At 65.1% G+C, this 22,337-nt stretch carries 21 protein-coding genes; 12 read left to right on the top strand and 9 right to left on the bottom strand.

Features of this window, described 5'->3' with window-relative positions:
• Positions 1-108 precede the first annotated feature (108 nt).
• The 9 genes from ACSFC7_RS08900 to ACSFC7_RS08860 all read right to left on the bottom strand — a co-directional run bounded on the left by ACSFC7_RS08900 (position 109) and on the right by ACSFC7_RS08860 (position 13,776).
• Entirely contained in the window at positions 109-1,791 is a 1,683-nt protein-coding gene (locus tag ACSFC7_RS08900) for a bacterio-opsin activator domain-containing protein (protein WP_436347357.1), read from the bottom strand.
• Positions 1,788-2,252, bottom strand: a complete 465-nt coding sequence (locus tag ACSFC7_RS08895; protein ID WP_436347356.1) for a response regulator — start codon at positions 2,250-2,252, stop codon at positions 1,788-1,790. The genes ACSFC7_RS08900 and ACSFC7_RS08895 overlap by 4 nt, the downstream gene beginning before the upstream one ends.
• Complete coding sequence (locus ACSFC7_RS08890; protein WP_436347355.1) at positions 2,245-5,130, bottom strand: PAS domain-containing protein; 2,886 nt, start codon at positions 5,128-5,130, stop codon at positions 2,245-2,247. The genes ACSFC7_RS08895 and ACSFC7_RS08890 overlap by 8 nt, the downstream gene beginning before the upstream one ends.
• A gap of 119 nt (positions 5,131-5,249) precedes the next feature.
• A complete protein-coding gene (locus tag ACSFC7_RS08885; protein ID WP_436347354.1) occupies positions 5,250-7,541 on the bottom strand; it encodes a DNA polymerase domain-containing protein in 2,292 nt (763 codons plus the stop codon).
• Positions 7,538-7,858: a hypothetical protein gene (locus ACSFC7_RS08880; protein ID WP_436347353.1), complete on the bottom strand. Its 321-nt coding sequence runs from the start codon at positions 7,856-7,858 to the stop codon at positions 7,538-7,540. The genes ACSFC7_RS08885 and ACSFC7_RS08880 overlap by 4 nt, the downstream gene beginning before the upstream one ends.
• Positions 7,858-8,580, bottom strand: coding sequence for a hypothetical protein (locus ACSFC7_RS08875; RefSeq protein ID WP_436347352.1), 723 nt, complete (start codon positions 8,578-8,580; stop codon positions 7,858-7,860). The genes ACSFC7_RS08880 and ACSFC7_RS08875 overlap by 1 nt, the downstream gene beginning before the upstream one ends.
• Before the next feature lie 509 nt (positions 8,581-9,089).
• A complete protein-coding gene (locus tag ACSFC7_RS08870; RefSeq protein WP_436347351.1) occupies positions 9,090-10,112 on the bottom strand; it encodes a Cdc6/Cdc18 family protein in 1,023 nt (340 codons plus the stop codon).
• A 1,605-nt stretch (positions 10,113-11,717) separates the two neighbouring features.
• Positions 11,718-13,412, bottom strand: a complete 1,695-nt coding sequence (locus ACSFC7_RS08865) for a hypothetical protein (RefSeq protein ID WP_436347350.1) — start codon at positions 13,410-13,412, stop codon at positions 11,718-11,720.
• Positions 13,399-13,776, bottom strand: a complete 378-nt coding sequence (locus ACSFC7_RS08860) for a hypothetical protein (protein WP_436347349.1) — start codon at positions 13,774-13,776, stop codon at positions 13,399-13,401. The genes ACSFC7_RS08865 and ACSFC7_RS08860 overlap by 14 nt, the downstream gene beginning before the upstream one ends.
• Positions 13,777-14,383: 607 nt before the next feature.
• Here ACSFC7_RS08860 and ACSFC7_RS08855 point away from each other — a divergent pair.
• The 12 genes from ACSFC7_RS08855 (at position 14,384) to ACSFC7_RS08800 (ending at position 22,309) form a co-directional block, all read left to right on the top strand.
• Entirely contained in the window at positions 14,384-15,235 is an 852-nt protein-coding gene (locus ACSFC7_RS08855) for an N-acetyltransferase family protein (RefSeq protein WP_436347348.1), read from the top strand.
• A 58-nt stretch (positions 15,236-15,293) separates the two neighbouring features.
• A complete protein-coding gene (locus ACSFC7_RS08850) occupies positions 15,294-15,680 on the top strand; it encodes a hypothetical protein (RefSeq protein WP_436347347.1) in 387 nt (128 codons plus the stop codon).
• Positions 15,681-15,767: 87 nt separating this feature from the next.
• Positions 15,768-16,256, top strand: a complete 489-nt coding sequence (locus ACSFC7_RS08845; protein WP_436347346.1) for a hypothetical protein — start codon at positions 15,768-15,770, stop codon at positions 16,254-16,256.
• A 98-nt stretch (positions 16,257-16,354) separates the two neighbouring features.
• Complete coding sequence (locus ACSFC7_RS08840) at positions 16,355-17,467, top strand: glycosyltransferase (RefSeq protein WP_436347345.1); 1,113 nt, start codon at positions 16,355-16,357, stop codon at positions 17,465-17,467.
• A 94-nt stretch (positions 17,468-17,561) separates the two neighbouring features.
• Positions 17,562-17,912 (top strand): hypothetical protein, encoded by a 351-nt coding sequence (locus ACSFC7_RS08835; protein ID WP_436347344.1) that lies wholly within the window; start codon positions 17,562-17,564, stop codon positions 17,910-17,912.
• Between the two features lie 50 nt (positions 17,913-17,962).
• Positions 17,963-18,253, top strand: a complete 291-nt coding sequence (locus tag ACSFC7_RS08830; protein WP_436347343.1) for a ubiquitin-like small modifier protein 1 — start codon at positions 17,963-17,965, stop codon at positions 18,251-18,253.
• Positions 18,254-18,465: 212 nt separating this feature from the next.
• Positions 18,466-19,842 (top strand): ATP-grasp domain-containing protein, encoded by a 1,377-nt coding sequence (locus ACSFC7_RS08825; protein ID WP_436347342.1) that lies wholly within the window; start codon positions 18,466-18,468, stop codon positions 19,840-19,842.
• A gap of 83 nt (positions 19,843-19,925) precedes the next feature.
• Positions 19,926-20,702 (top strand): AzlC family ABC transporter permease, encoded by a 777-nt coding sequence (locus ACSFC7_RS08820; RefSeq protein WP_436347341.1) that lies wholly within the window; start codon positions 19,926-19,928, stop codon positions 20,700-20,702.
• Positions 20,695-21,009, top strand: a complete 315-nt coding sequence (locus ACSFC7_RS08815) for an AzlD family protein (protein ID WP_436347340.1) — start codon at positions 20,695-20,697, stop codon at positions 21,007-21,009. Before ACSFC7_RS08820 ends, ACSFC7_RS08815 begins: the two co-directional genes overlap by 8 nt.
• A gap of 77 nt (positions 21,010-21,086) precedes the next feature.
• A complete protein-coding gene (locus ACSFC7_RS08810) occupies positions 21,087-21,386 on the top strand; it encodes a hypothetical protein (RefSeq protein WP_436347339.1) in 300 nt (99 codons plus the stop codon).
• A complete protein-coding gene (locus ACSFC7_RS08805; RefSeq protein ID WP_436347338.1) occupies positions 21,386-21,772 on the top strand; it encodes a hypothetical protein in 387 nt (128 codons plus the stop codon). Before ACSFC7_RS08810 ends, ACSFC7_RS08805 begins: the two co-directional genes overlap by 1 nt.
• An 84-nt stretch (positions 21,773-21,856) precedes the next feature.
• A complete protein-coding gene (locus tag ACSFC7_RS08800; protein WP_436347337.1) occupies positions 21,857-22,309 on the top strand; it encodes a pyridoxamine 5'-phosphate oxidase family protein in 453 nt (150 codons plus the stop codon).
• The last annotated feature ends 28 nt before the right edge of the window (positions 22,310-22,337 follow it).

The raw sequence follows: 22,337 nt of genomic DNA, 5'->3' as shown, positions 1-22,337 counted from the left end.
ATCGATCGAACGAGATTCGAGCGTCGAGACGAACCGATCGAGAACCCTGAAGACCGACCGGAAAACGACCGACTCGAGCCGCCGAACGAATACCTCGAGGACGACGGGCTACTCCCCGAGCACCGAATCGAAGAACTTCCGTTCGGCCGTCCGGAGGTGCTGGTTGAAGGTTGCGGGCGCGATGCCGAGCCGTTCCGAGATCTCCTCGCCGGTACTCTCGCGGGGCCAGTCGAAGTAGCCCGCGAAGTAGGCCGTCTCGAGGGCGGCGCGTTGCTTTTCGGTGAGGTCGTCCTCGAGCACCGAGTTCGATCCCGACTCGCTGCGTTCGCTGCGCTCGCTGGTGCGCTGGGCGAGGTAGGTGACGTCGTCGCGCTGTTCTTTGATGAGTTCGATCATCTGTCGGGTGTCCCGGCCGCGCGAGAGTTCGACGACGAAGCGGAACTCGCCGTCGTCGATCGTCGCGGACTGCACCCGGCCCCCGTGGGTCGCGATCGTCTCGAACAGCGAGACGGCGGCCGGTGCCACGAGTTCGAACTGGAACTCGTCGCGCCTGACGGCGAGGAAGCGGACGTCGCTGAATCCCTCGGTCTCCGCGACCGTCTCCGCGAACGTCTCCTGATCGATGCCGCGGGCCGAGCCGTAGGCGAGCAGCGTCTCGTCGCCTCTGATCAGCTGTTCGAGTTCGACGGTACACTCCTCGGTCGTCGAGAGCTGGATCAGCGGTTTCGCCAACTCTTCGACGCGGAACTCGAGTTCGATGACGGCGTCGCTGACGAGGGCGTCCTTGCGCTCGATCGCCGTGATCGCGTGGGCGACGACGTCGCCGATCCGGGCGAGGATCGTCGTCTCCGGCCCTTCGAACGCGCGAGGTGACGACGAGTAGACGTTCAAGACGCCGTAGACGAGGTCCTCGTGGGTGATCGGGATCGCCGCGGAGGACTGGTAGCCGCGTTCGAGCGCCGCCTCGCGCCACGGCTCGAACGAGGGATCGTCCGGCACGTTGTTCGCGACCTGGACCGAGCCGGTTCGGATGGCCATTCCGGCCGGCCCCTGCCCGGTTTCGTCGTCTTCGTCGACGCTGACCTCGATCGAATCGAGGTAGCCGTCTTCGACGCCGGCCGCCGCCTTCGGCACCACCTCGTCGCTGCCCGGGTTGACGCCGCCGATCCACGCGAACCGATAGGCGTCGGATTCGGCGAGGCGATCACAGACGCGCTGTTCCAAGTCCGCTCGGGTCTCGGTCGTGATCACCGCGTGCGTGATATCGTGGCCGATCCGGTTGAGTCGGTTGAGCGCCTCCAGTTGCTCGCGCTGGCGCTGGCGCTCGCGTTCCTGTCGGGCCCGCTCGATCGCGTGGTGGATCGTCCGGACGAGCAGCTCGCTGGTCACCTCGTCTTTGACGAGGAAGTCCTGTGCGCCGCGCTGGATCGCCTGCACGCCGACTTGCTGGTCGCGAACGCCCGTCAGGACGACGATCGGCGTCTCGCCGCTCGCTTCGTGGACCGTCTCGAGCGTCTGCAGCCCCTCGCTGTCGGGAAGGTTCAGATCGAGCAACACGACGTCGACGGCCATCGCGTCGAGGCTCTCGAGTCCCTCCTCGAGTCGGGTCTCGCGGGTGATCTCCGGGGTTCGTCCCGCTGACTCGTCGGGGCTGACGCGCTGTGCGAGTTCCTCGGTGCCCCGCAGCATCTCCTGAATCAGACGCGCGTCGCCGGGATTGTCCTCGATCAGGAGAATCTCCAGCGTCTCGGTCTCGGCGTCGGATTCGGTCTGCGTGTTCGTCTCGCTCATGCCTGATCACCCTCCGGCGGCAATCGAACGACCGAGAACCAGAACTTCTCGAAGGCGCGAACGGTCTCGATGAAGTCGTCCGGATCGACCGGCTTCGTGAGGTAGGCGTTGGCGTGGAGTTCGTAGGATCTGACGACGTCCTCTTCGGCCCGGGAACTCGTCAGGACGATCACCGGAATCGATCGCAGCTCCGAATCCCCTTTGAGTTCCTCGAGGACCTCTTCGCCGTCCTTTCGGGGCAGGTTGAGGTCCAGCAGGATGAGATCCGGCCGCGGGGCGTCGGCGTACTCGCCGCGCCGGTAGAGGAACTCGAGCGCCTCGTTCCCGTCGGTGACGACGTGGAGATCGTTCTCGATACGGCCCTGCTTGAACGCCTCTTCGGTCAGTCGAACGTCCCCCGGGTTGTCCTCGACCAGGAGGATCTGTGCTGGCTCCGGCTTGAATGGTTTCGAATTACTCATTGCTGGTAGATGTGCCCGTAGATTCAGTCGTCGCGTCGGGTTCCGGCGGCGCCGGAAGCGTCACGGTAAACGTCGCCCCCTCGTCCGGCGTCGAGGCGACGCGGATGTCGCCGTCGTGTCGCTCGACGATCCGCTGACAGAGCGCGAGTCCGATCCCGGTTCCAGCGTACTCCTCGACGCTGTGAAGCCGGTCGAACACCTGAAAGATGCGATCCGTATCGGCCGGATCGATCCCAATCCCCCGATCGCGAACTGAAATACGCCACTCTTGCCCGTCCTTCTCGGCGAACACAGATATACGTGGGGCCTCGTCGCCGGAATATGTGATCGCGTTATCCAGTAGGTTCTGAAACACCTGTCGAAGCTGTCCCGGATCGCCGTACACCCGCGGGAGCGACTCGACGGTGATGTCGGCGTCGGTCTCCTCGATTCGCACCTCGAGATCGGTCAACACGTCGGCGAGAACGGCCTCGCAGTCCACGGTCTCGAAGGGATCGCCCTGCGTGTCGACTCGCGAATAGGCGAGCAGGCCGTCGATCATCTCCTGCATCCGCCTCGCGCCGTCGACCGCGTACGCGATGAACTCCCGGCCGTCGTCGTCGAGGTCGTCGGCGTACCGCTGCTCGACGAGCGTCAGATAGCTCGCGACCATCCGCAGCGGCTCCTGGAGGTCGTGGCTCGCCGCGTAGGCGAACTGCTCCAATCGTTCGTTCGACGACTCGAGTTCGCCCACGAGCTCCTCGAGTCTGTACTGGTCCGCCCGTCGGTCGGAGATATCGCGGCCGATCCCGGTCAGGACGAGTGTGCCGGAGGGGTCCTCGAGCGTGCTCGCGACGAACTCGTAGGGGATCGATTCGCCGTCTTTGGTCACGACGTCGGCTTCGACGCGAGCGTGACCCGTCTCGAAGACCTCCTCGATCGCGTCGCCGATCCGGCCACGATCCTCGCCCTCGAAGAAGTCCAGCGGCGTCATCGAGTCGAGTTCGTCGTCCGAGTAGCCCGTCACGGCACACACCGTCCGGTTCCAGCGCTGGAACGAGCCGTCCGTATTCAGGACGTAGAACACGTCGTCGATCGCGTCCAAGATATCGTCGGTGTACTCCTTGAACCGCTCGAGGCGGGCCTCGCGCTCGCGGAGTTGCCGTTCCTGTTCGTTGCGTTCGGTGACGTCCTGTACCATGACCATCCCGGCGAACACCTCGCCGCGGTCGTCCTCGATCGGCACCCCGTGGGCGAGCCACTCGCGGCCGTGGATTCGGTACTCGAAGGTGGTTCGCTCGCCCGACAGCGCGGCCTCGAAGTTCGACTCGAACGCGTCCAGCGTCTCGCCCTCGTAGCGCTCGTACACCGTCTGCCCCACGATCTCGTCGATCGGGATGTCGATCTCCTCGAGGATTTGCCCGCCGACGAGCGCGTACCGGAGGTCCTCGTCGAACAGCGCCACGATCCCGTTGGGGAACTGTTCGACCAGCGTCCGGTAGCGCCGTTCGCTCTCCTCGAGTTCGCGCTGGTGGTGCTGGCGCTCGAGTTCGTAGCTGAGCCACTGGGTGAGCAGTTCGACGAAGCTCCGTTCGGCGGGCGTAAACGAGGTCGAACGGGGGGCGTCGTCGGCGAAACACAGCGTGCCGTAGAGGTCGCCGTCGACGCGGAGTTGCCCGCCGAGGTAGCTGTCGAACTCCCACTTCTCGTAGGCGTGGTCGTCGGCCCACCCCTCGACGGGCGCGTTGGTGAGCACGAGCAACTCGTCGGAGTCGATCGTCCGCCGACAGTAGGTGTCCGACAGCTGTGACGTCGATCCCGGCTGTAACCGGTCGTCGTCGCCGCTCGAGTGAACGACCTCGAACCGGTCGTTGGTCTCGTCGATATCGGCCACGAATCCGACCTCGAGGCCCAGTCGTTCGCGGCCGAGGTCGAGCAGTTCCCGCGTCTTCTCGTCGAAACTCAGCTCGCGATCCGCCGTGATCGCGTACAGCCGCTGGAGCGTTCGATTGTTCGCGTGCAGTTCGCGTTGCGTCGCCTTGCGGTCGCTGACGTCCCGAAAGTAGATCGACAGCCCCGTCTCGGAGGGGTAGGCGTTGACCTCGAACCAGGTCTCGAGCGGCGCGAAGTACTCCTCGAACGAGACCGGGTCCTGTTCGGTCATCGCCCGTCGGTACTCCCGTTCGAACGTCGAGTCGACGGTCGCGGGGAACGCTTCCCAGAGGGTCGAACCCAGCAACTCCCCGTCCTCGCGGTCGATCAGTTCCCGCGCTCGATCGTTGACGTAGGTGAACTCCCACTCGGTGTCGAGGCCGATGAACGCGTCCGTGATCCGATCGATCGTCGTCTCGAGTTCGGTCTCGAGACTCCGACGCGTCCGCAGGTTCTCGATCGCGGACGTGACGACGTCCGCGACGTTCCGGACGAACGTGACCTCGTGGTCGGCGAACTCGCGTCGCTCCGTCGTGTACACGCCGAGGACTCCCCACGGTTCGTCGTCAGTGATACCGACGCTAACGGCGCTCGTGACGTCGTGAGCGACGAGCAGCGTCGGCGTCGAACCCTGCTCGTTCGTCTCGATATCGGCCGCGACGACCGGCTCGTCGGTCTCGAGTGTCCGTCCCACCGGGACGGTCGCGTCGGCGGGAACGGTCGCCGAGCCGACGACGCCGTCCCGCCAGCCGACGCCCTGTCGGAGCGCGACTCCGTCGCCACCGGGGAGCACCTCGAAAATCGCGCAGTAGTCCGCTCCGAGCGTCTCCCGCACGGCGGCGGCAGCGTCTGTCAGCAACTGGTCGATATCGGACGACTCGAGCGCCCGTCGTCCGAGTTCGGCGACGACCTCCTGTTGCCGGATCCGCGATCGAAGCTGCCCTGTCGGCGGGTCGGAGGTTGCCATAATCGATTGCTATTCACAAGTCGGCTGGCGAGTATAAAGGTGGTGTTCGAAGTCACCAGCCGAACTCGCTGCCACGGGTAACGAACGGTCTCGAGCGTCGGGGGCGGGAGCGACGGCCGTCACTCCGTGAACGCCGACAGTCGCGTCGGTCGACCGTCGGAGAGGTGGCGCCGAATCCGCGAACGGTCCCACCCGAGCGGCGAGAGGACGCTTTCGCAGGCCCGGACGAGTTGCGTCGCGTAGTAGTCGGCATCGTACGCTCCCCCCTCGAACGCGGACGTCCCAGCCTCGAACGGGAGTCGAACGCGCTCGGGACCGCGGGCATCGTCGTCCGCGACGACGTATCGGATCGACTGACCGGGCTGGCGATCGATTCCGTGCTGCTCGTACCGCTCGAGCGCCGCTACGGTCCGCGTTCGGTTCCGGTAGGCTGACAGCGGCTTCGAGACCCGGATCGTGATCTCGAGGTCGCTCGGATCGATCTCACCTCGCCGGAGGGAGCCGAGTCGGCGCTCGAGAACGTCACAGACGGCTTCGGGCTCGCGCTCGCGGTCGAGCACCTCGACGAACGCCCGCTGGCTCTCGGCGACGAACGCCGGGGTACTCCGCTGGCGCACCTCGATGCCACGGAACTTGTACGCGCCGGAGTCGCGCTTGCCGAAGTACTTCGTGAGCGCGCCCGCCGGTCCGGAATCGAGCGCGCCCGCTGCCGTCGGATCGGCCGTCCCGGCCGCCGCACTCGCGTCCGTCCCGCTCCCGATCGACTCGCGCAACGGGACGAAACAGACCCACTCGTAGCTGCCGTCGTGCTCGAGCGGGATACCGACCCGCTCGGAGACGTCGGCGATCACTCGCTCGAGCGGGTCCGGATCGACGCCGTCGCGCGGCGTCACCCAGAGGCTGTCGACGATGCCGTGGACGATCCGCCAGCCCGCGTCCTCGAGTCGACGTTTCGCCGTCAGCGCGACGTCGCGGGCGTAGGCGTTGATGGCCTCGTGGCACTCGATCCGGCCGTACTTGGCGTTCCGGTAGCCCTGGTAGCCGAAACAGGAGACGAGCACCCACTTGATCGCACCCGACTCGGCCCGGAGCCGACTCGCGTCCGGTTCGGCGGGGTCGTCGGCGAGTCGGTCCTTGATCGCCGCTCGATCCGCGAGCAGGGGCTCGAGGACGGACGGGAGAAACGCGGTGTCAGTGGGAGTCTCCGAAGGGGTGTGCTCGCAGATTTCGTAGCCGAGTTCCGGCACGCGGTGGCTATCGCGGGTGAGATCGCCCGCGTCGTGTGCGCAGTCGACCGTCTCCGGGCTGACGTCGTACTCGCAGATGATCCGCGGATACAGCGACGCGAAGTCGATCTCGTGGACGTTCTCGTGAAAGCCGACCGCCGGTGCGAAGGTGAAGCCGCCGCGGTCGGCCGCGTGCAGCGTCGAGGCGTCGGAAAAGCGCTCCGGCTCCCATTTGCTCCGCGGCGCGAGGACGTCCCACTCGCGGCGAGCGATCCGGATCTGGCGCGAGGTCAACAGCGTGCCGATGCTCCCCCAGGCGGCTTCCTGCAGGGGGCGGCCCGTCCGTCGGACCATGTACTCGAGCCCCGCCAGCCCCGACTGATTCCAGAGGAAGCTGTTCGAGGCGTCGACGATCGCTCGACCCGGGACCCGATACCGCGCCGGCGAGTGACCGACCCGTCCGTAGCTCTCGTAGGTGTTCTCGCCGGCCAACTGCGTCCAGCCGGGCAGGCGGCCGAGGTGGAACGCGTCGTCCGCGAGTCCCAGTGCCGCCGCCCGTTCGGAGAGCAGCGGAATCAGGTCGCCGTGGCTCACGACGAGCACGTCCGGGTCCGTGCGCTCGAGGCGGGTTCGGAGCGTCTCGAGCACCGATCGCGGATCACCGCTCTCGTCGCCAGTGACGGGCTCTCCCTCGAATCGAAGCGCGGAGACGTCGCCGTCGGCCAGCGCGTGATCCTCGAGTTCGAGTCGCAACGTCCGTAACTCCTGCGTCGGCGCGGGATCGATCCCTCGGTCGAGACAGTATCGAAAACCGGGCTCGAGGTCCGCGTCGAACAGCCGAAACGTGCCCGGCGCGTGGGTGCCGGACTCGTGGACGCCGCGGATCTCGCGGGCGAGTTGGCGAACGTCGTCGATGCGCTCGCAGTCGACCCGCAGCAACTCGCTTCGCTCGCCGACGTGGGCCTCGTGGAGGTCCGTCGCCCACCGCTCGAATCGCGTGTTCACGACCTTGGGGTCGGCCTCGAGGCGCGCCCGCAGATCCGCGAGCGCGTCGTCGGGTCCCGAGACGAACAGCGAGGGCGCGTAGTCCTCGACGAGCGTCGGCTCGGCACCCGAATCGGTCAGTCTCCACTCCCGGACGGCACCGTCCTCGAACTCGAACGTGTACGGATCCGCTCGGCTCATTCGGGGTCGTCACCTCCGTCCGTCGTCCGTCCGTCTCGCGCCTCGGGTGCCGTCCGGTCGTCGCGCCGCTCGCGTTCCTCGAGTTCCGCCCGCAGTCGACGCAACTCGACCTCGTGGGCGAGCGCCAGCGACAGCAACAGCGCCCGCTCGGGATCCGTCGGGTTCGCGTAGCCCGCCGCGTCGGCGAACGTGCGGCCCCGGTCGAACAACCGATCGAAGTCCGTCTGGTACTCCCGACGGAGCGCGCGCCGCATCGGCTCCCACTCGGACTCGAGGCCCCGCAGCGCGTCCCGGTAGGTCGGGTTCGTTCGCCCCATCAGGGCGTCACCTCGAGGAGTCCTCGGTCGTGGGCCTCGACGACGGACTGCACGTCCGCCGCGGAGCCGTAGAAGTCGACCCAGTACGGAATCGTCGTCTGCCAGTAGGTCTCGTGCCAGTAGCCTGCCGTCTCGTCGATCGAGGCGCCGGTTCCGTCCTCGCGTTCGGTGGCCTCGCCGTCAGAGCGCTCGAGTCGGAGTCCTTCGCGCGTGCGAACGCACTCGATAGCCGCGTCTGCGTACTCCGCGACCGTCGCGGCGCGGTCGTCGTCGGCGCTCGTCGCTACTACCGGGCAGTCGAGCACGCGGCCGAGTTCGGCGAGCGTCTCGAGTGAGGCCGCGAGCAGGTCCTCGCGCTCCCAGTCGGGCAGGTCGGCGTCGTGATACGGACTGGCGACGTTCGGTGCGACGATCAGTTCCGCGTCCGGCCCCGCCCGGCGCGTGACTCGCCGGACCAGCGAGTGGTGCTGGTAGGCCGTAAACGCCCGCGCGATCCGCAGGGGCTCGAGCGCTCGGTCGCTCGAAACGCAGTCGTAGAGCGCGTGCGTCGCGGCCGCGTTTCGGGCGTCGATCCAGTACGCCGTGGCGTTCGTCTCGGTCGCGGATTCGGTCAGTCGAGCACCGACGAGTCGGTGGAGGATCGTCGAACGCGGTGACGGCACCTCGAGCAGCGTCAGTCCCGAATCGAACTCGAGTCCGAACGCGGGCGTGTGAGTGTGCATGGATGGAGACTCGAGCGAGAGTCGGATAAGCGCCGGAGCACCGTTTCCGGAATTCCGAAACCGAGTAGGAATCGACTAATAGGCCCGAGAGTACCCGTTTCGAGGGGAATAACGTCGATCGAGGACAATTCCGAATTCCGAAACGGTGGTCGGTTCGGCGACGCTGTGACGGTTTTGTCACTATACTCTTTACCGGTGGCGTGGGCGGTGGGAGTGCCCGCGGAGCGCCGTTCGAAGCCTAACCACCACCATACACTCCGCGGGCGCTGTTCGAGTACAGGATGTTCTCCGTGCGAACTACCCGTTCAACTCGGAGCCAGAGACGTACTCGTCGAGTCCGTTGTAGCAGGAAACGGTAGTGAATTCGAGCGAGTTCACGAAGACCTCGCACGACTTCGAACCGTGGTTCGCTTTTCACTCACCACGGCGTAGCGCGCGCCACCGCACGTGGATCGATCGGTCCAGAGTACCGGTACAGCATCGTTACCGAACGCAGTAGTCGAGATCTCTCACTCGCGGTCGACCGCATCATCGTCGATGATCCGGTAGGTTCGCCCGCGGCGTTCGCCGACCGCCTCGATCAGGTCGTAGTGGACCATCTTCGTCAGGTAGTTTCGCAGCGTTCGGTTCGTCTTCGGGTCGTCAACCCGCCGTTCGTACTCGTCGTAGAGGTCCCCGGGTTCGATCTCGCCGACGTCCGCGACGATATCGTACAGCACCCGCTGGTGTTCGATCAACCCCTCGACGGTCTTGCGCCGAATCGCCGTCCGCGCGTCCGGAATCGCCGCCTCGAGCACGTCGTCGGTCACGCGCTCGCGCCCCTGTTGAGTCGCTCGCCGAGCGGCCGATCGAAGGATACCGATCCCGACCCGGGCGTCCCCCGACGCGGCGTCGGCGATCGTCCGCAACTGCTCGTCGCTGACGACACCCGGCTCGAGGGCCTTGTCCGCCCGTTCCGCGAGGATAGCGGCGAGTTCGTCGGTCCCGTAGCGATCGAACCGGACGCGGGTCCCCGCGCGGAGCCGCGACCGCACCCGGTCGTCGAAGCCCGCGAACAGTTCCTCCTCGCGGTTGGCGATCAACACGAGCGAGACGTGTCCCAGTCGGTGGAGGTCGTACAGCGCGGCGGTCTCCTCCAACTGGTCGACTTCGTCCAGAATGACGACGATCGGCCGGTCGTCAGTCTCGCGTAACCGACCGAACAGTTCGTCCTTCGGCGTCGATCGATGGATGTCGATCGTTCGCCCGACCGCCTCGAGAACGCTGTAGAGGACCCGGAATCGGGTGTACTCCTGCCAACAGTTGACGTAGGCGACTTCGACCGCGGGCTCCTGTTCGCACAACTGGGCGAGCGTGTAGCGGGCGATGCACGTCTTCCCGACGCCCGTCGGTCCGAAACAAAAGGCCGGATCCGCCCGCTGGCCGTGCAGCAGCGGCTCGAGGGATTCCGAGAGGAGGTTCACCTCGTCGTGGCGGTGCACCACCTCGCTGGGCACGAAATCCTCGCGCAGGACCCGGTCGTCGACGATCACAGGCGCTCTGTTCTCCGTCGATCGTTGTAAACGATGGCGTCCCGGTTCCGAAACTTCCGAAAGCAATTCTGTATCGTGGTATGAGATTTATCGGACGGGAGTTAGCCCGATTTGGGCGGGATCGAACTCGGAGCGGGCGATCGGATCGACCACTATCGCCGAGTGACTGCGATCAACGCCTAGAGCGTTGGGAGTAGCGGGACGCCGCCGGGTGGAATCGGGAGAGGAGCCGAACGGCGCACACCGAAGTACTCATGCCGGGTTGCCATCGAGCGACGACTCGTTTCACGGAACGGTACGCGAGTGACCCCGGCGACTCGGGCCAGCGGCGTCGGCAGCCGCCAGGTGTAGACCCGAGAGTCACCACTGCGGGTGTCCCCGATCGGGTGGGTTCGAGAGCCGGCCCTGACATCGCGGTCGTCCAGTTCGGGCGGGTTCCGGAACTATCAGTTCGTAACCCACCGATAGAGTACCCGATAGCCCCCTCGAACCCTTGCTTCGAGGTCCCGAACGGCCACCGCGAAGCCCGGCGCAGGAACTGCTCTGACGGCGGACGACTATAACGAGTTCGAGCCGATCGAACAGCTACCGTGGTGGGCTGTTCCTGGGACCTCCGAGGCTGCTCCTGGCACTTCCGAGCTACGTGCGCGCGCACGCGAGAGCACACACAAGTCCGTCAGTCGCCCCTTCAGAATAGAGTTGCCAACCTGAACGCAGTCGCCACCGGCCGTAGCTCAGAACGAGCGGCGGGATATCTGATTAGTGACTCAGAACGGATACCCGCCACCGCGGACGACGAACCGACGGGACTGCAGGTGCCGGATAGCTGTCCCGATCGAGCATCTCGGTGACGACTCGAGCGTGCCGCGGTTTAGGCGAGATCCCCACCGGAGTCGACCGGACGAAAACTGATTCCGGCGACCTGTTCGTCTTCAGACCGCAAACGGACGGGATCACCCGCGATAAATTGCCCTCTTCCTGCCCCTCGAGAGACACCGCTACCCGGTTTCCAGCGGTCTCGTCGAGTCCCCGCCGTGGGCAGCCCCACTCCGCAGTTGTAAATGGTATAGGGCTATACCAAATGTGCAGAAACTGGTGATCACTAGTTTCACGAGAGATGGGATCAGAGAGAGGCTCTGATGGATAAATCCTTAGACATGCCTCTGTAACTTTGATTCGAAGTACCAGGTCTGGGTTCGAGCGACTGAATACATGCGAGAAGATACGCACAGTAGAAGACAATAATGACCTGTTGAGCAGTCTCAAAGAGATGAGGTCAATCGAGGGCTGATAAGTTCTTTACTAAGGAGTACTCCCGGTGTGACTTCATTTCAAGAGATATTTTCTGAGAGCGTTGATCACTTTGGCTGCGAACTTTTCACAGATATGCCTCCCAATTACAGATGATGTTTGTGGCGGCATGCGAAATATAAGGCGCGTATCTTGCAGATCACCTCATCTTCGAGATCCGTACGACATCTCGATAAGAGCCGCGAGCAGCGTGAGCGGCTTCTGGGGTAGGGACCGCATTGCTCCCTGTCCGACGCAACCGGTGGCCGGTCTTGCGGCACCCCTACTGCGTGGGTAGCGGCCAGTTGATGGCGCTCACACCAGCCCGGCGGACTCCGCGGCCGCCGTATCGATTGGGTCTGTCCCCTCGTCGTCGTCGAAGACACCCTCGTGGTAGAGCGTGACGAACGGTTCGAAGCCATCGGGAAGCACCGAAAACCCCTGCTCGTGAAGCACGACCAGCGCTCGAACGGCGTAGCGACGGCGTTTCGTGTAGTCCAGTGTGGATTTCGATTCCGCCCCGACGGTTTCGACTAGTACCTCGACGAGACCGTCCGGGATGTCGTGCCAGTGTGCCGCCGACGTCTCGATCAACTCCGAGTACCGGAATCGAAGCGGCGGTTCCCAGTCATCGTTTTCGAACGCCGCTTGGACGTGGGCAGCCGACCGATCGGGGTGTGCCTCGACGAGTGCCAAGAAAGTCCGACGGGCGTACCTGTTAGTGATATCTTCGGCCAGAATCTTGGGCACTCCATCGATAGCGTCCGGGTTTTCGTCGGCCACTTCGACGACCAGTTCTCGATAGAAGCGATCGTTGTAGAAGCGAGCGTTGTGGTCCAGATCGCCAGCGACCAATTTCCGATAGCCATCCCTGAGTTGCGATGCTACGAACTTCGGATGTGCCGACGCAAGTAGCACCAGCGGGTCGGTATCCGCACTCGCGGTGGTGTCCCGGGCGATGATCTTCGCGAGCGTTTCGATGGCCGGGTCGAACGACGCGTCGCTTACACGGACCAGCCGCGACAGCGCCACGAGCAGGGACTCATCGGCCGACCATCTGTCTTTCCAGGCGTTCTCGGCCGTAATTCCCGATCGGAAATGTTCGCACACTGGCTGAACTGCCCCGGGAGACGTGAGCGCGACAGCGAGTGCCAGCCGGTCGTATTGGTCCCACCACTTCGGGTACAGGCCCTCCTCAATTGCCGCGAGGACGTCGTCGGCGAACTGGTCCAGTACGATCACATCCCGGTCGTACAACTCGGCGAGCAGAGAGGTGGCTGCTCGCCGTACCGCTTTCCGGTCGTCCTGAAGACGGCTGGTAACCGGTGTCATGTGGTCGATGAGGACCGCTGTGTCGTAGTGTTCGACCCCCTTGCGTAGCGTGTGCAGTGCCGCCCGACGTGGCGATACGGCTGGCTGCTGATAGACTCCGAAACCGTCAACCGGATCCGAAAGCGTCTCAACGAGTGACGCCACCGCCACCTCAGACTCGGGGTGGGCTTCGAGTAGGTCTGCGCCGTGTGTGGAGACGATCTTCCCGACGCGCTTTCGGACGATTGGTGCGGAGTCATGTAACGCGTCGAACAGTCGGGACGCGAGTCGCACAGACGACACCTCGATGTCGCCGTCCAGCACCCCTTGGACGATGTCCTCCAGATAGAACGGGGTAGCGACGGTCTGGCGGACTGTCTTGCTCTCGTCGTCGAACACGTCGAGAATCCGCTCGACGATTTCCGACTGCGTGACCGTGCGCTCGCTGAACTCGCACCACTCGCTACCAGAGGCACCGACGTGATTCAATACGAACACGGCTCTGCTTCTGACCGTCGGATCGGGTGCATCGATGAGGGGCACAAGCAACTCGACAACGGGATCGGAGATCTCCGCCCATGCGTTTGGGTCCTCCAAGACGTACCTGTGCAGTCGTGACGCTATCGCTGGTCTGTCAGCGGGGCTGGCGTCGTCGAGTTCCCGGCACAGTTCGTAGAGCGTCGTCTCAGACTGCGGCATCGATGTCGTACTTCGTCGTGTAGTAATCGAAGTGCTGTCCAACCCACCATCTGCCTGGAGTGGTGTCCAGTTCCTCGGTCGGATTACGAAGATCGTCAGTGTCGGTAACGTATTTACTGTGTGTTCTTCCTCCACCACCCTCGGTGCTGCCAACGAATACCAGCCGATCGAGGTGGTCAGCGACCGTCTGCAGCGGTCCTTTCACGTCCCCGAACGACGAGGCTTTGCCGTGTAATATGACCATCTCGCCCTGTTTCTGTCCACGAAAGTGCCGTTCCGTTTCCTCGACGACGGTCTCGATTACTGTGTCAGCATCACCCGTAGCCGCCAATTCGGCAGCGATCCAGCACTCGTTCTCGGCCATGGTTTCGTTTCCAAGCGTTATCAGAAAAACATTTTCCATTCCAAAACGTCCGTGAGAAGTTTCGAGGGTACTACGTCGGATAGTTAGATTTCACGCCCCTCAGCGATTTCGTCTATTTTGCGGAGTGCGTCATCAGGGATAGTGTAATTAGACGTTATCAGATATCTACTAATCTTGTCAAGTGATACTATCGGAGAGGTGACGCAAGACGTTTATATAATACTATTTATGAAAGGTGGGGCCCCGAGGTGACGTGTTGCCTGTACTGAACGATCGCAGGAAGTCTGAACACCGACGTTGTCATCTCGACTCGCGTGTCGGCTCGTCTTAAAAGTCATAGTGGTCTAATGAGATGAGTGACAGCTAGTGAACTCGTCTGCAAAAATCGTCCATGGCGGAGTACCCGGGAGAGCGTGTCGATGTGGAACACGTCAGGTAAATCGACCGATACGCGGAACGATAGCGGCTGCGTAGTCGGAAAACACGTCCACGAGGAGGGTCGAAACGATCGGTGCACGGAACAGTCGTCGTCTGCGGAGCCGGTCACCCACCGTTGCCGGACGATACAGGCACCATACTAATACGGTCGCTCAGCGGTCATCACCCTATGAGCGTTCACCCGACGTTTTCGTTCGACGACGAGATCCAGCGAACCGTGTACGAGTACGTCGAGCGAAACGGTGCCGTCGAACCCGACGAGCTAGCCCGGTCGATCCGCGTCGATTCGGGGACGACACACTCCAAACCGGCTCGATCCGGTACGTACACCGAATCGGTCTGTCCCCCGACGGCGGACCTCGAGTCCTGCCTCGAGTCGCTGAAAGACCGGGGCTACCTGACCGAATCGAACGGCAAGATCCGCGTCGACTTCTCGGCGACGCCGACCGAGTTCGAGTGTGAGGCCGGCACGGTGACCCTCAGACTGGCGCGGGAGGAAGACCGCGCCGGCATCGTCGAGACGATGCGCGAGGTCGCCGCCGGCGGGACCTACATCGTCGCCGAGAACGTCGCGACGCAACTCGAGCGCGAGTCCGCGCTCGTTCGCGCGAACGAGGAACGCTCGCGGGTGTTTTTCGTCGCGATCCTCGAACCCGACCGCGACGGCGACGAGGCCGATGGGGGCGAATCGGAGACCGGCGCCAGGAGCGAGTCAGCGGTTATCGGCTGGCTCCACGTCGACGCCCACGAACTGCCCTCGCTGCGCCACACCGCCGAACTGACCGTCGGCGTGGATCCCGAGTTCCGCCGCATGGGAGTCGGCTCGACCCTCCTCGAGTACGGTCTCGAGTGGGCCGACGGGGCCGACTACCACAAGATCTACCAGAACATTCCCGCGACGAACGAGGCGGCGATCGAGTTCCTTGAGGCGAACGGCTGGCAGCGCGAGGGCGAACACGTCGACCAGTACCGGATCGACGACGCGTACGTCGACGAAGTGATGCTGGCGACGTGGCCCTGATTCGTTGCCGGGTGCGAGGGGGCCGTAGTTTCTTCCCAGCCCGTTGCGTACGTCCGGTATGGACGAAATCTCACTCGGCGTCCCGAAACCGGTACTGGAGCGACTGCCCGACGACGACGAGAACGTAGCTGCGGACATGCAGGAAGCCGTCGCCGGCTGGGAACAGCGGCTGAACCGAGCGATCGAGGACGCGGAGGACGAGCGCGAAGCGGCGGCTCGCGTCCTCGAGGCGATCGATCGCTTCGAACAGCGCCACGAGACCTACGACGATCTGGTCCCGGAGCTGCGAGCGTGGGGCCAGTCGCCGATCTACGCGATCGCGTGGCGAACGCTCTACGCGGACGTGATCGCGCAACTGCACGCACACGACGACCTCGGCGACCACCTCGACCGAGAACGAAACGCGCGACTGGTCGAGGACGGGATTCGACTCAAGGACCTGTAGCGCTCGGGCGGGTGGAAACACGGCCCCGTCACTCGTCGTGACGAAAGCCACAATGGTTTTGCGTCTCCACCGATAGAGAGTACAATCGTGGCATCGAGTGACGAACGCGACGGCGACCACGCGATCGATCTGTCGACGCGCGTCCGCCGTCGCATCCTGCCGACCCTCCACCGAATCAAGGAACCGCTCGGTGGCTTCGCACAGTGCATCCAACATCCCGACGAGTACGTCGGGACGATCCAGTCCGGTCTCGGCGAGTTCCGGGCGGATCTCGAGAGGATGGCGTTCGCGCCGGAGCCGGTCGCCGCCTTGAAAGTACACCGGGACGGCCGACTCTCGGCCGGCAGCTGGGTCCGGCGGCGGTCGCCGCTCGCGACCTGGCAACTGCACGTCGCGCTGTTCGAGAGCGGGGGCGACGCGGTCGACGTCTTCGCTCACCGCGAGTACTCGTGGCTCCGGCACCCGTACAAACACTACACGGGCGAGGGCTGGGACACGGACAGCGGCGTCGAACGGATGCGATCGTTACTCTCGAAACACGACGTCGCGTTTCGGACCGACCGCGTGGAGCGGTAAGCCGGCCGGTACCAGAGACCCAGAGACCGGCCGACGCGCGAGTCGAAACGTGTCGATTTTCGGAACGATTTTGAACACTGCCGACGGACCGTCATTCGATGGCCCCCACGGAGTCCGTCGCCGCGTTCACCGATCTCTATCTCCCGACGGTCAACGGCGTCACCTACACGGTCGCGCTCTGGCGAGAGCGGTGGCCACGCTGTCGAGACGGGGCGATGGACGTCGTCTTCCCCGAAGAGGACGGCTACGATCCCGGCGACGGCGAGTACGCGCTCCCGAGCGTCGGCGCGCCGCTGTATCCGCAGTACCGTCTCGGACTGCCGACGATGCCCGACGGACTCGAGACGCCCGACGTCGTCCACGTTCATACGCCATTCACCGTCGGCGCAGCGGGGGTCCGATTCGCTCGCAAGCGCGACGTTCCCGTCGTCGCCTCGTATCACACGCTCCTCGAGGACCGCGTCCACCAGCACGTACCCGCCTCGCTGGTCGGCAGCTTCAAACGAACCTGTCGCGCCTACGAACGGGGCTTTTTCGAGCGCGTCGATCACGTCACCGCGCCGACGTCGTTCGCCCGGCGACACCTCCTGGAACACGTCGAAGCGGACGTCGACGTGACCGTCCTCTCGAACGGCATCGACACCGAGTTCTTCCGACCGGTTGATTCGGAGCCGTTCCGGAACCGCTACGACCTCCCCGACGGCCCGCTGCTCGGGTACACCGGCCGTCACGGCTTCGAGAAGAACCTCGAGGAGGCGATCGACGCCGTCGACGGCACCGACTACACGCTCGTTCTCGCGGGCGACGGGCCCGCGCGTCCGGACCTCGAGACCCACGCCGAGGCGGCCGAGGCCGACGTGCGATTTCCGGGCTTTCTCGGACGAGCGAAGTTACCCGAATTCTACTCGGCGCTCGACGCCTTCGTCTTCCCGAGTCCGGTCGAGACGCAGGGACTGGTCGCGCTCGAGGCGACCGCCTGCGGAACGCCGGTCGTCGCCGTCGACGCGGGAGCGCTCGTCGACAGCGTCATCGAGGGCGAGACGGGGTATCGATACGATCCCGGCGATCTCGAGGAGTTCCGCTGGGCGATCCGGCGAACGCTGGCCGAGCGGGATCGGCTCTCGGATCTCTGTCGCCGCCGGCGGCGAATGCTCTCGGTCGATCACTCCCTCGAGCAGTTGGGACGGGTGTACGACGACCTCGAGCGGTAGTCGTCCCGTTCGTCGCCAGCGCGCCGCGGGATCCGATCGGAAGCGTGTGAGTACAGACCAAGCGTTCAAACCCTCGCAGTTGGTAGAGGGTGGTATGGAGTTTGCAGTTTCGCGGACGGGAACGACGCTCGTCACCCTACACGGCGGAAGCGACACGACCGCGTGCGAGGAAGCGACCGAGGAACTCGCCGCGAATCTCGAGACCCTGGCGGCCGACGGCACCGTCTCCGACTGGCGGATCGACGACGCCGAGGTGTACGAACACCCGACCGGCCCGTTCGATCCCTACACGATCAGCGTCGAGTTCTCGGTGACCGTCGTCGTCGAGGCCGACGATAGCGACGCGGCGGCCGAGGCGGGCTCCGGTGCGATCGACGACGCGCTCGAGAACGCGGACGTCGACGCCGTCACGTACACCTCCTCGCCGACGGCGTCCACGGCCTGATCGACGCGTCGGCCACCCGGACTTATGGCGACCGCACACGACTATCGAATATGGAGATCGAGTTGCGGTTTTTCGCCACCTTTCGGGATGCCGTCGGACAGAAGGAACGAGTGCAGGCGTTCGACGACGACGCGACGGTTGGCGACGTGCTGGCCAGCCTCGAGGCGGAGTACGATGGCCTCGAGGGACAGTTACTCGAGGACGGCGACGACGGCATAACGATCAGACCACAGCTGAGCGTGCTCAAAAACGGCCGCGACGTGACACACATGGCGGGTGTCGAGACGGTACTCGAGGACGGCGATCGGCTGTCGGCGTTTCCGCCGGTCGCCGGCGGGTGACGGCCCTCGGGGCCGTGTGACTCTTCTCCGGACGGCAGTCGACGAGTCGGTGTCGTCCGTCGTGGACACGAGGGACCGCGGGACATCGACCGGCTTTCCGCTGATTTCGGCGTGTCCGTCACGGCGTCCTGCGAGTCGGTCCCACACTTGCACACTCACGCCGATCAGCTATCGCTCGAGACGGGCGAGAGGTACATCGGATCTCGAAACACATGAGTTCTCGAAAGGAATTCTCCCCGAGTGACGGCGACGGCCAGCGCGGTTCGATCGTCGTTCCGGCCGTCTCCGTTCCGAGCACCGACGCCTGTCTCCGCTCCCTGGCCCGACGCGGCGTCAACACGATCGTCGTCTCCGAGGACCCGACGACGAAGTCGTTCTGCTCGACGTACTGCGACGAAGCCGTCCTGGTCCCCGATCCGGCGACGGCCTTCGAGGAGTACGCCGAGGCGCTGCTCGCCCTCACCCGCCGCGACGACGTCCGGACCGTCGTCCCGGTTCGCGAACCGGATATCTTCGTCCTCTCGAAGTACCGGGAGGCCTTCGCCGAGCACGTCGCGACGCCGTGGCCGACGCTCGAGACGCTGGGACGTGTCCACGACCGGGTCCGTCTCGCCGAGGCCGCGGAGACCGCCGGCGTCCCGGTCCCCAACACGCGCCCGCTCGACGACGTTGGGACGCTCGAGACGCCGTCGGTCGTCAAATCCCGATACAACCTCCTCGTCGACGAGTACGTCGACTCGGTCCCGGCGGGGGAGGTGCGACGGAGCAAGACCGTCGAACACCTGCGGCAGGGAACGACGCCGGACGCGCCGCGACTCCGGGAGACGTTCGGCCACGACCCCATCGTTCAGGAGTTCGTCCCGATCGAGGAGGAGTACATGGTCGGCGCGCTCTACGATCGCGGCGAGGCGCTGGCGACGGTCCAGCACAGACAGCGACGCGGCGCGTCGTACACCGGTGGCGGCGGCGTCTACCGCGAATCCGTCTTCGACGACGACCTCCAGGAGGCCGCGCTGGCGCTGCTCGACGAACTCGAGTGGCACGGGCTGGCGTGCGTCGAGTACATGCGCCACCCCGAGACGGGCGCGTTCTATCTGACCGAGATCAACCCCCGAATGTGGACCTCGCTCTCGGCGAACGTTCAGATGGGGGCGAACTTCCCGCGGTACTACTGGCAGTCGGCGACCGATCGCGCCGACGAGATCGACGCGCGCTACGATCTCGGCGTCGGCTCTCACTACCTGAAAGGCGAACTGACCTACCTCCTCAGCCTCCTGCGCGAAGACTCGGATCTCGTCGACCGACCGTCGCTCCCCGGAACGATCCGAGAGATCGCTCGCTCCTGTTACGAACAGCCCACCTTCGACGTGCTGAGTCGCGACGATCCCTGGCCGTTCGTCCAGGACGTCTGCACCGAACTCGACAGGGGTATCCTCGAGGGACGCGGACTGGCCGAACTCGGCCGGCGGGCCAGCGGTGCCGAGCGGCCGGTCCACTGGCGTGAGGCTGCGGACGCCTCGAAGACCCGCGGTGAGGGATCCCGACCGGGTCGTCCGATGGAGGATCGGCCCCGGAGCCGATCAAACTGAGCCGAGGTGTGGGCGATGGTAGCACTGTCCATTCCGGTTTCGAGAACGCTTTACGCGCCGCCGGTCGGAGAGTAAAATACGCGATGGCGACGGATTCGGAGTCGAGCACGGACGCCCCTCGAGAGGCGAATCTACCGGTCGGTGACGAGGAACCGGAACGAACGCCGGACAGCGACGACGTCGCCTTCGACTGGGAGGGGATCCGCGCCGGCTTTCTCACCGGCATCCCGATCGCGGTCGGCGTCGGCGGCTACGGGATCGCGTTCGGCGTCCTCGCCAATCAGGCCGGACTGAGCGTCGCGGAAGCGGCGCTGATGAGCGCGACGGTGCTGGCCGGCGCCTCCCAGATCATCGCCGTCGAACTCTGGGCCGATCCGATTCCCATCGCCGCGATCGTCGCCACGACGTTCGCGGTCAACCTGCGCTACTCGCTGATGGGCGCGGCGCTGCAGCCCTGGTTTCGTCACCTCTCGCCGACCCAGATCTACGGGAGCCTCGTGATGATGGCCGACGAGAACTGGGCGCTGACGATGCGCGAACTGAAATCCGGCAGCGGCCGCGGCGCGTTCCTGCTCGGCAGCGGCATCGTGCTCTGGCTGTTCTGGGTCGGCTCGACGATCCTCGGCGTCCTCGCCGGCGAATCGGTCGGCGATCCCGACCAGTACGGCTTCGACTTCATCCTCGCCGCCGTCTTCGTCGCCCTCGCGGCCGAACTCTGGGAGGGGCGATCGACGCTGGTGCCGTGGCTCGTCGCGCTCGGAACGAGCGTCGTCACCGCGAACGTCCTCCCGGGGCGATGGTACATTCTGGTCGGCGGACTGGCCGCGGCCGCAGTCGAGGTGATGCGACACGATGGTTGAGGTACTGTCATTCGACCCGCTCGTCGTCGGCGTCATCCTCGCGATGACCGTCGTCACGGTCGTCGCGAAAGTCGGCGGCATCTGGCTCGTCCGCCGGTTCGAGGTGAGCGAGCGACTCGAGGCCGGACTCGATGTCCTGCCGGGTGCGATCGTGATCGCCGTCCTCGGGCCGGAGTTGGCCGCCGGCGGGCCGGCCGAGTGGGGGGCGGCTGCAGCCGTCCTGGCGGTGATGTGGCGCACCGAGAACATCCTGCTGGCGCTGTGTACAGGCGTCCTCGCCGTGGTGGCGTTCAGAGCGGTCGTCTGAGTCCGAGCGGTGCCCGCTCGTCGCCCCGCGTCGGACGATCGGGTCGAATTTATCCGGATCGGCGTCGAATGACGGCTATGGGAACGCAGATCGAACGATCTTTTCGCGGCATCTCCGAACGGCTCGCCGTTCGGTATCTGACGAATTTGGGCGGCGAGCGGATCGCCGACGACACCGTCGCGGGCGACGGCTGGACGGCGACGATCTCCTCGGAGACGGTCGGCATCGGCCCGTCGTTGACGCTCACCGAAGTGACGGTCGTCTTCGAGGGGAGCGGAGACGGAAGTGACGGCGAGGACGGTGACGGGGTCGAGGATGACACCCTCGAGCCGCTGATCGAAGAGTTCGCCCAGAAAGCGATGCGAGCGGGTGGCTGATGGCCGGCGACCCGATCGAGGGACAGGTGCTCGTGCTCGCGGCCGCGAAGGCGAGCGTGACCCCGGAGCGATTGCCGGAACTCGTCGATCGGGCCCAGACACTGCTGGGACCGGCCCTCGAGCGCTACCGTCGCGAGTACGAGCGACTCCACGCGGGCGACGACCTCGAGGTGTTTCTGGCGGAGTGGGGACACTGGGACGAACTGGGCGACGATCTCGACCTGAGCGAGCGCGAGCGGTCGGCGGTCCGCCGCGCACACGAGGAACAACTGCTGCGGATCGGTCGCCGAACCGATCGGGAGGCGGCGTTCGAATCGGCGCTCGAGATCCGGGAACCGGTCTGTATCGGGACGAGCAGCGACCGCGGAGACGGACCGAACCACTGATCCGCGATCGACGGCCGAGGCAGCGCCGCGACGGCGATGGCAACTATAAAGAGCGTGTTCCTCCTTGCTCGAGACACTGAGACGATGGCTATCGATCAGGAGACCGAAATGACCGACGCGGAGATCGACGACTTCCTCGGTCAGCACGAGACGGGGGTGCTCTCGCTCGCGCGCACCGACGATCCCTACGCGATCCCGATTTCGTACGGGTACGACGGCGACGGGCGGGAGTTCTACATGCGGCTGGTGTCGACGCCGGAAAGCGAGAAGCGGCAGTTCCTCGAGTCCTCGCCGGAAGCGCGGCTCGTCGTCTACGACGAGGTGGACTCGACCTACCGGAGCGTCATCGCCACGGGGCGTTTAGAGAACATCCCGCCGGCGGAGCTGACGCCCGAACAGATCGCCCAGTACGGCGACGCGAAGCGCCCGCTGTTCGAGATCTGGGCACAGGGGAAGAAAGACCTCGATATCGAACTGTATCGGCTCGAGCCGGAGTCGCTCAGCGGTCGGCGAACCGACGTCGATCGCGAAGAGTAGCGGGGAGATCCGTAGCCATCGGGCCCGA

The sequence above is a fragment of the Natronorubrum halobium genome, from assembly GCF_051351675.1.
Lineage (GTDB): Archaea > Halobacteriota > Halobacteria > Halobacteriales > Natrialbaceae > Natronorubrum.
The sequence above is the reverse complement of the archived record's forward strand: the minus strand, read 5'-3'. Positions and strand labels throughout refer to the sequence as shown.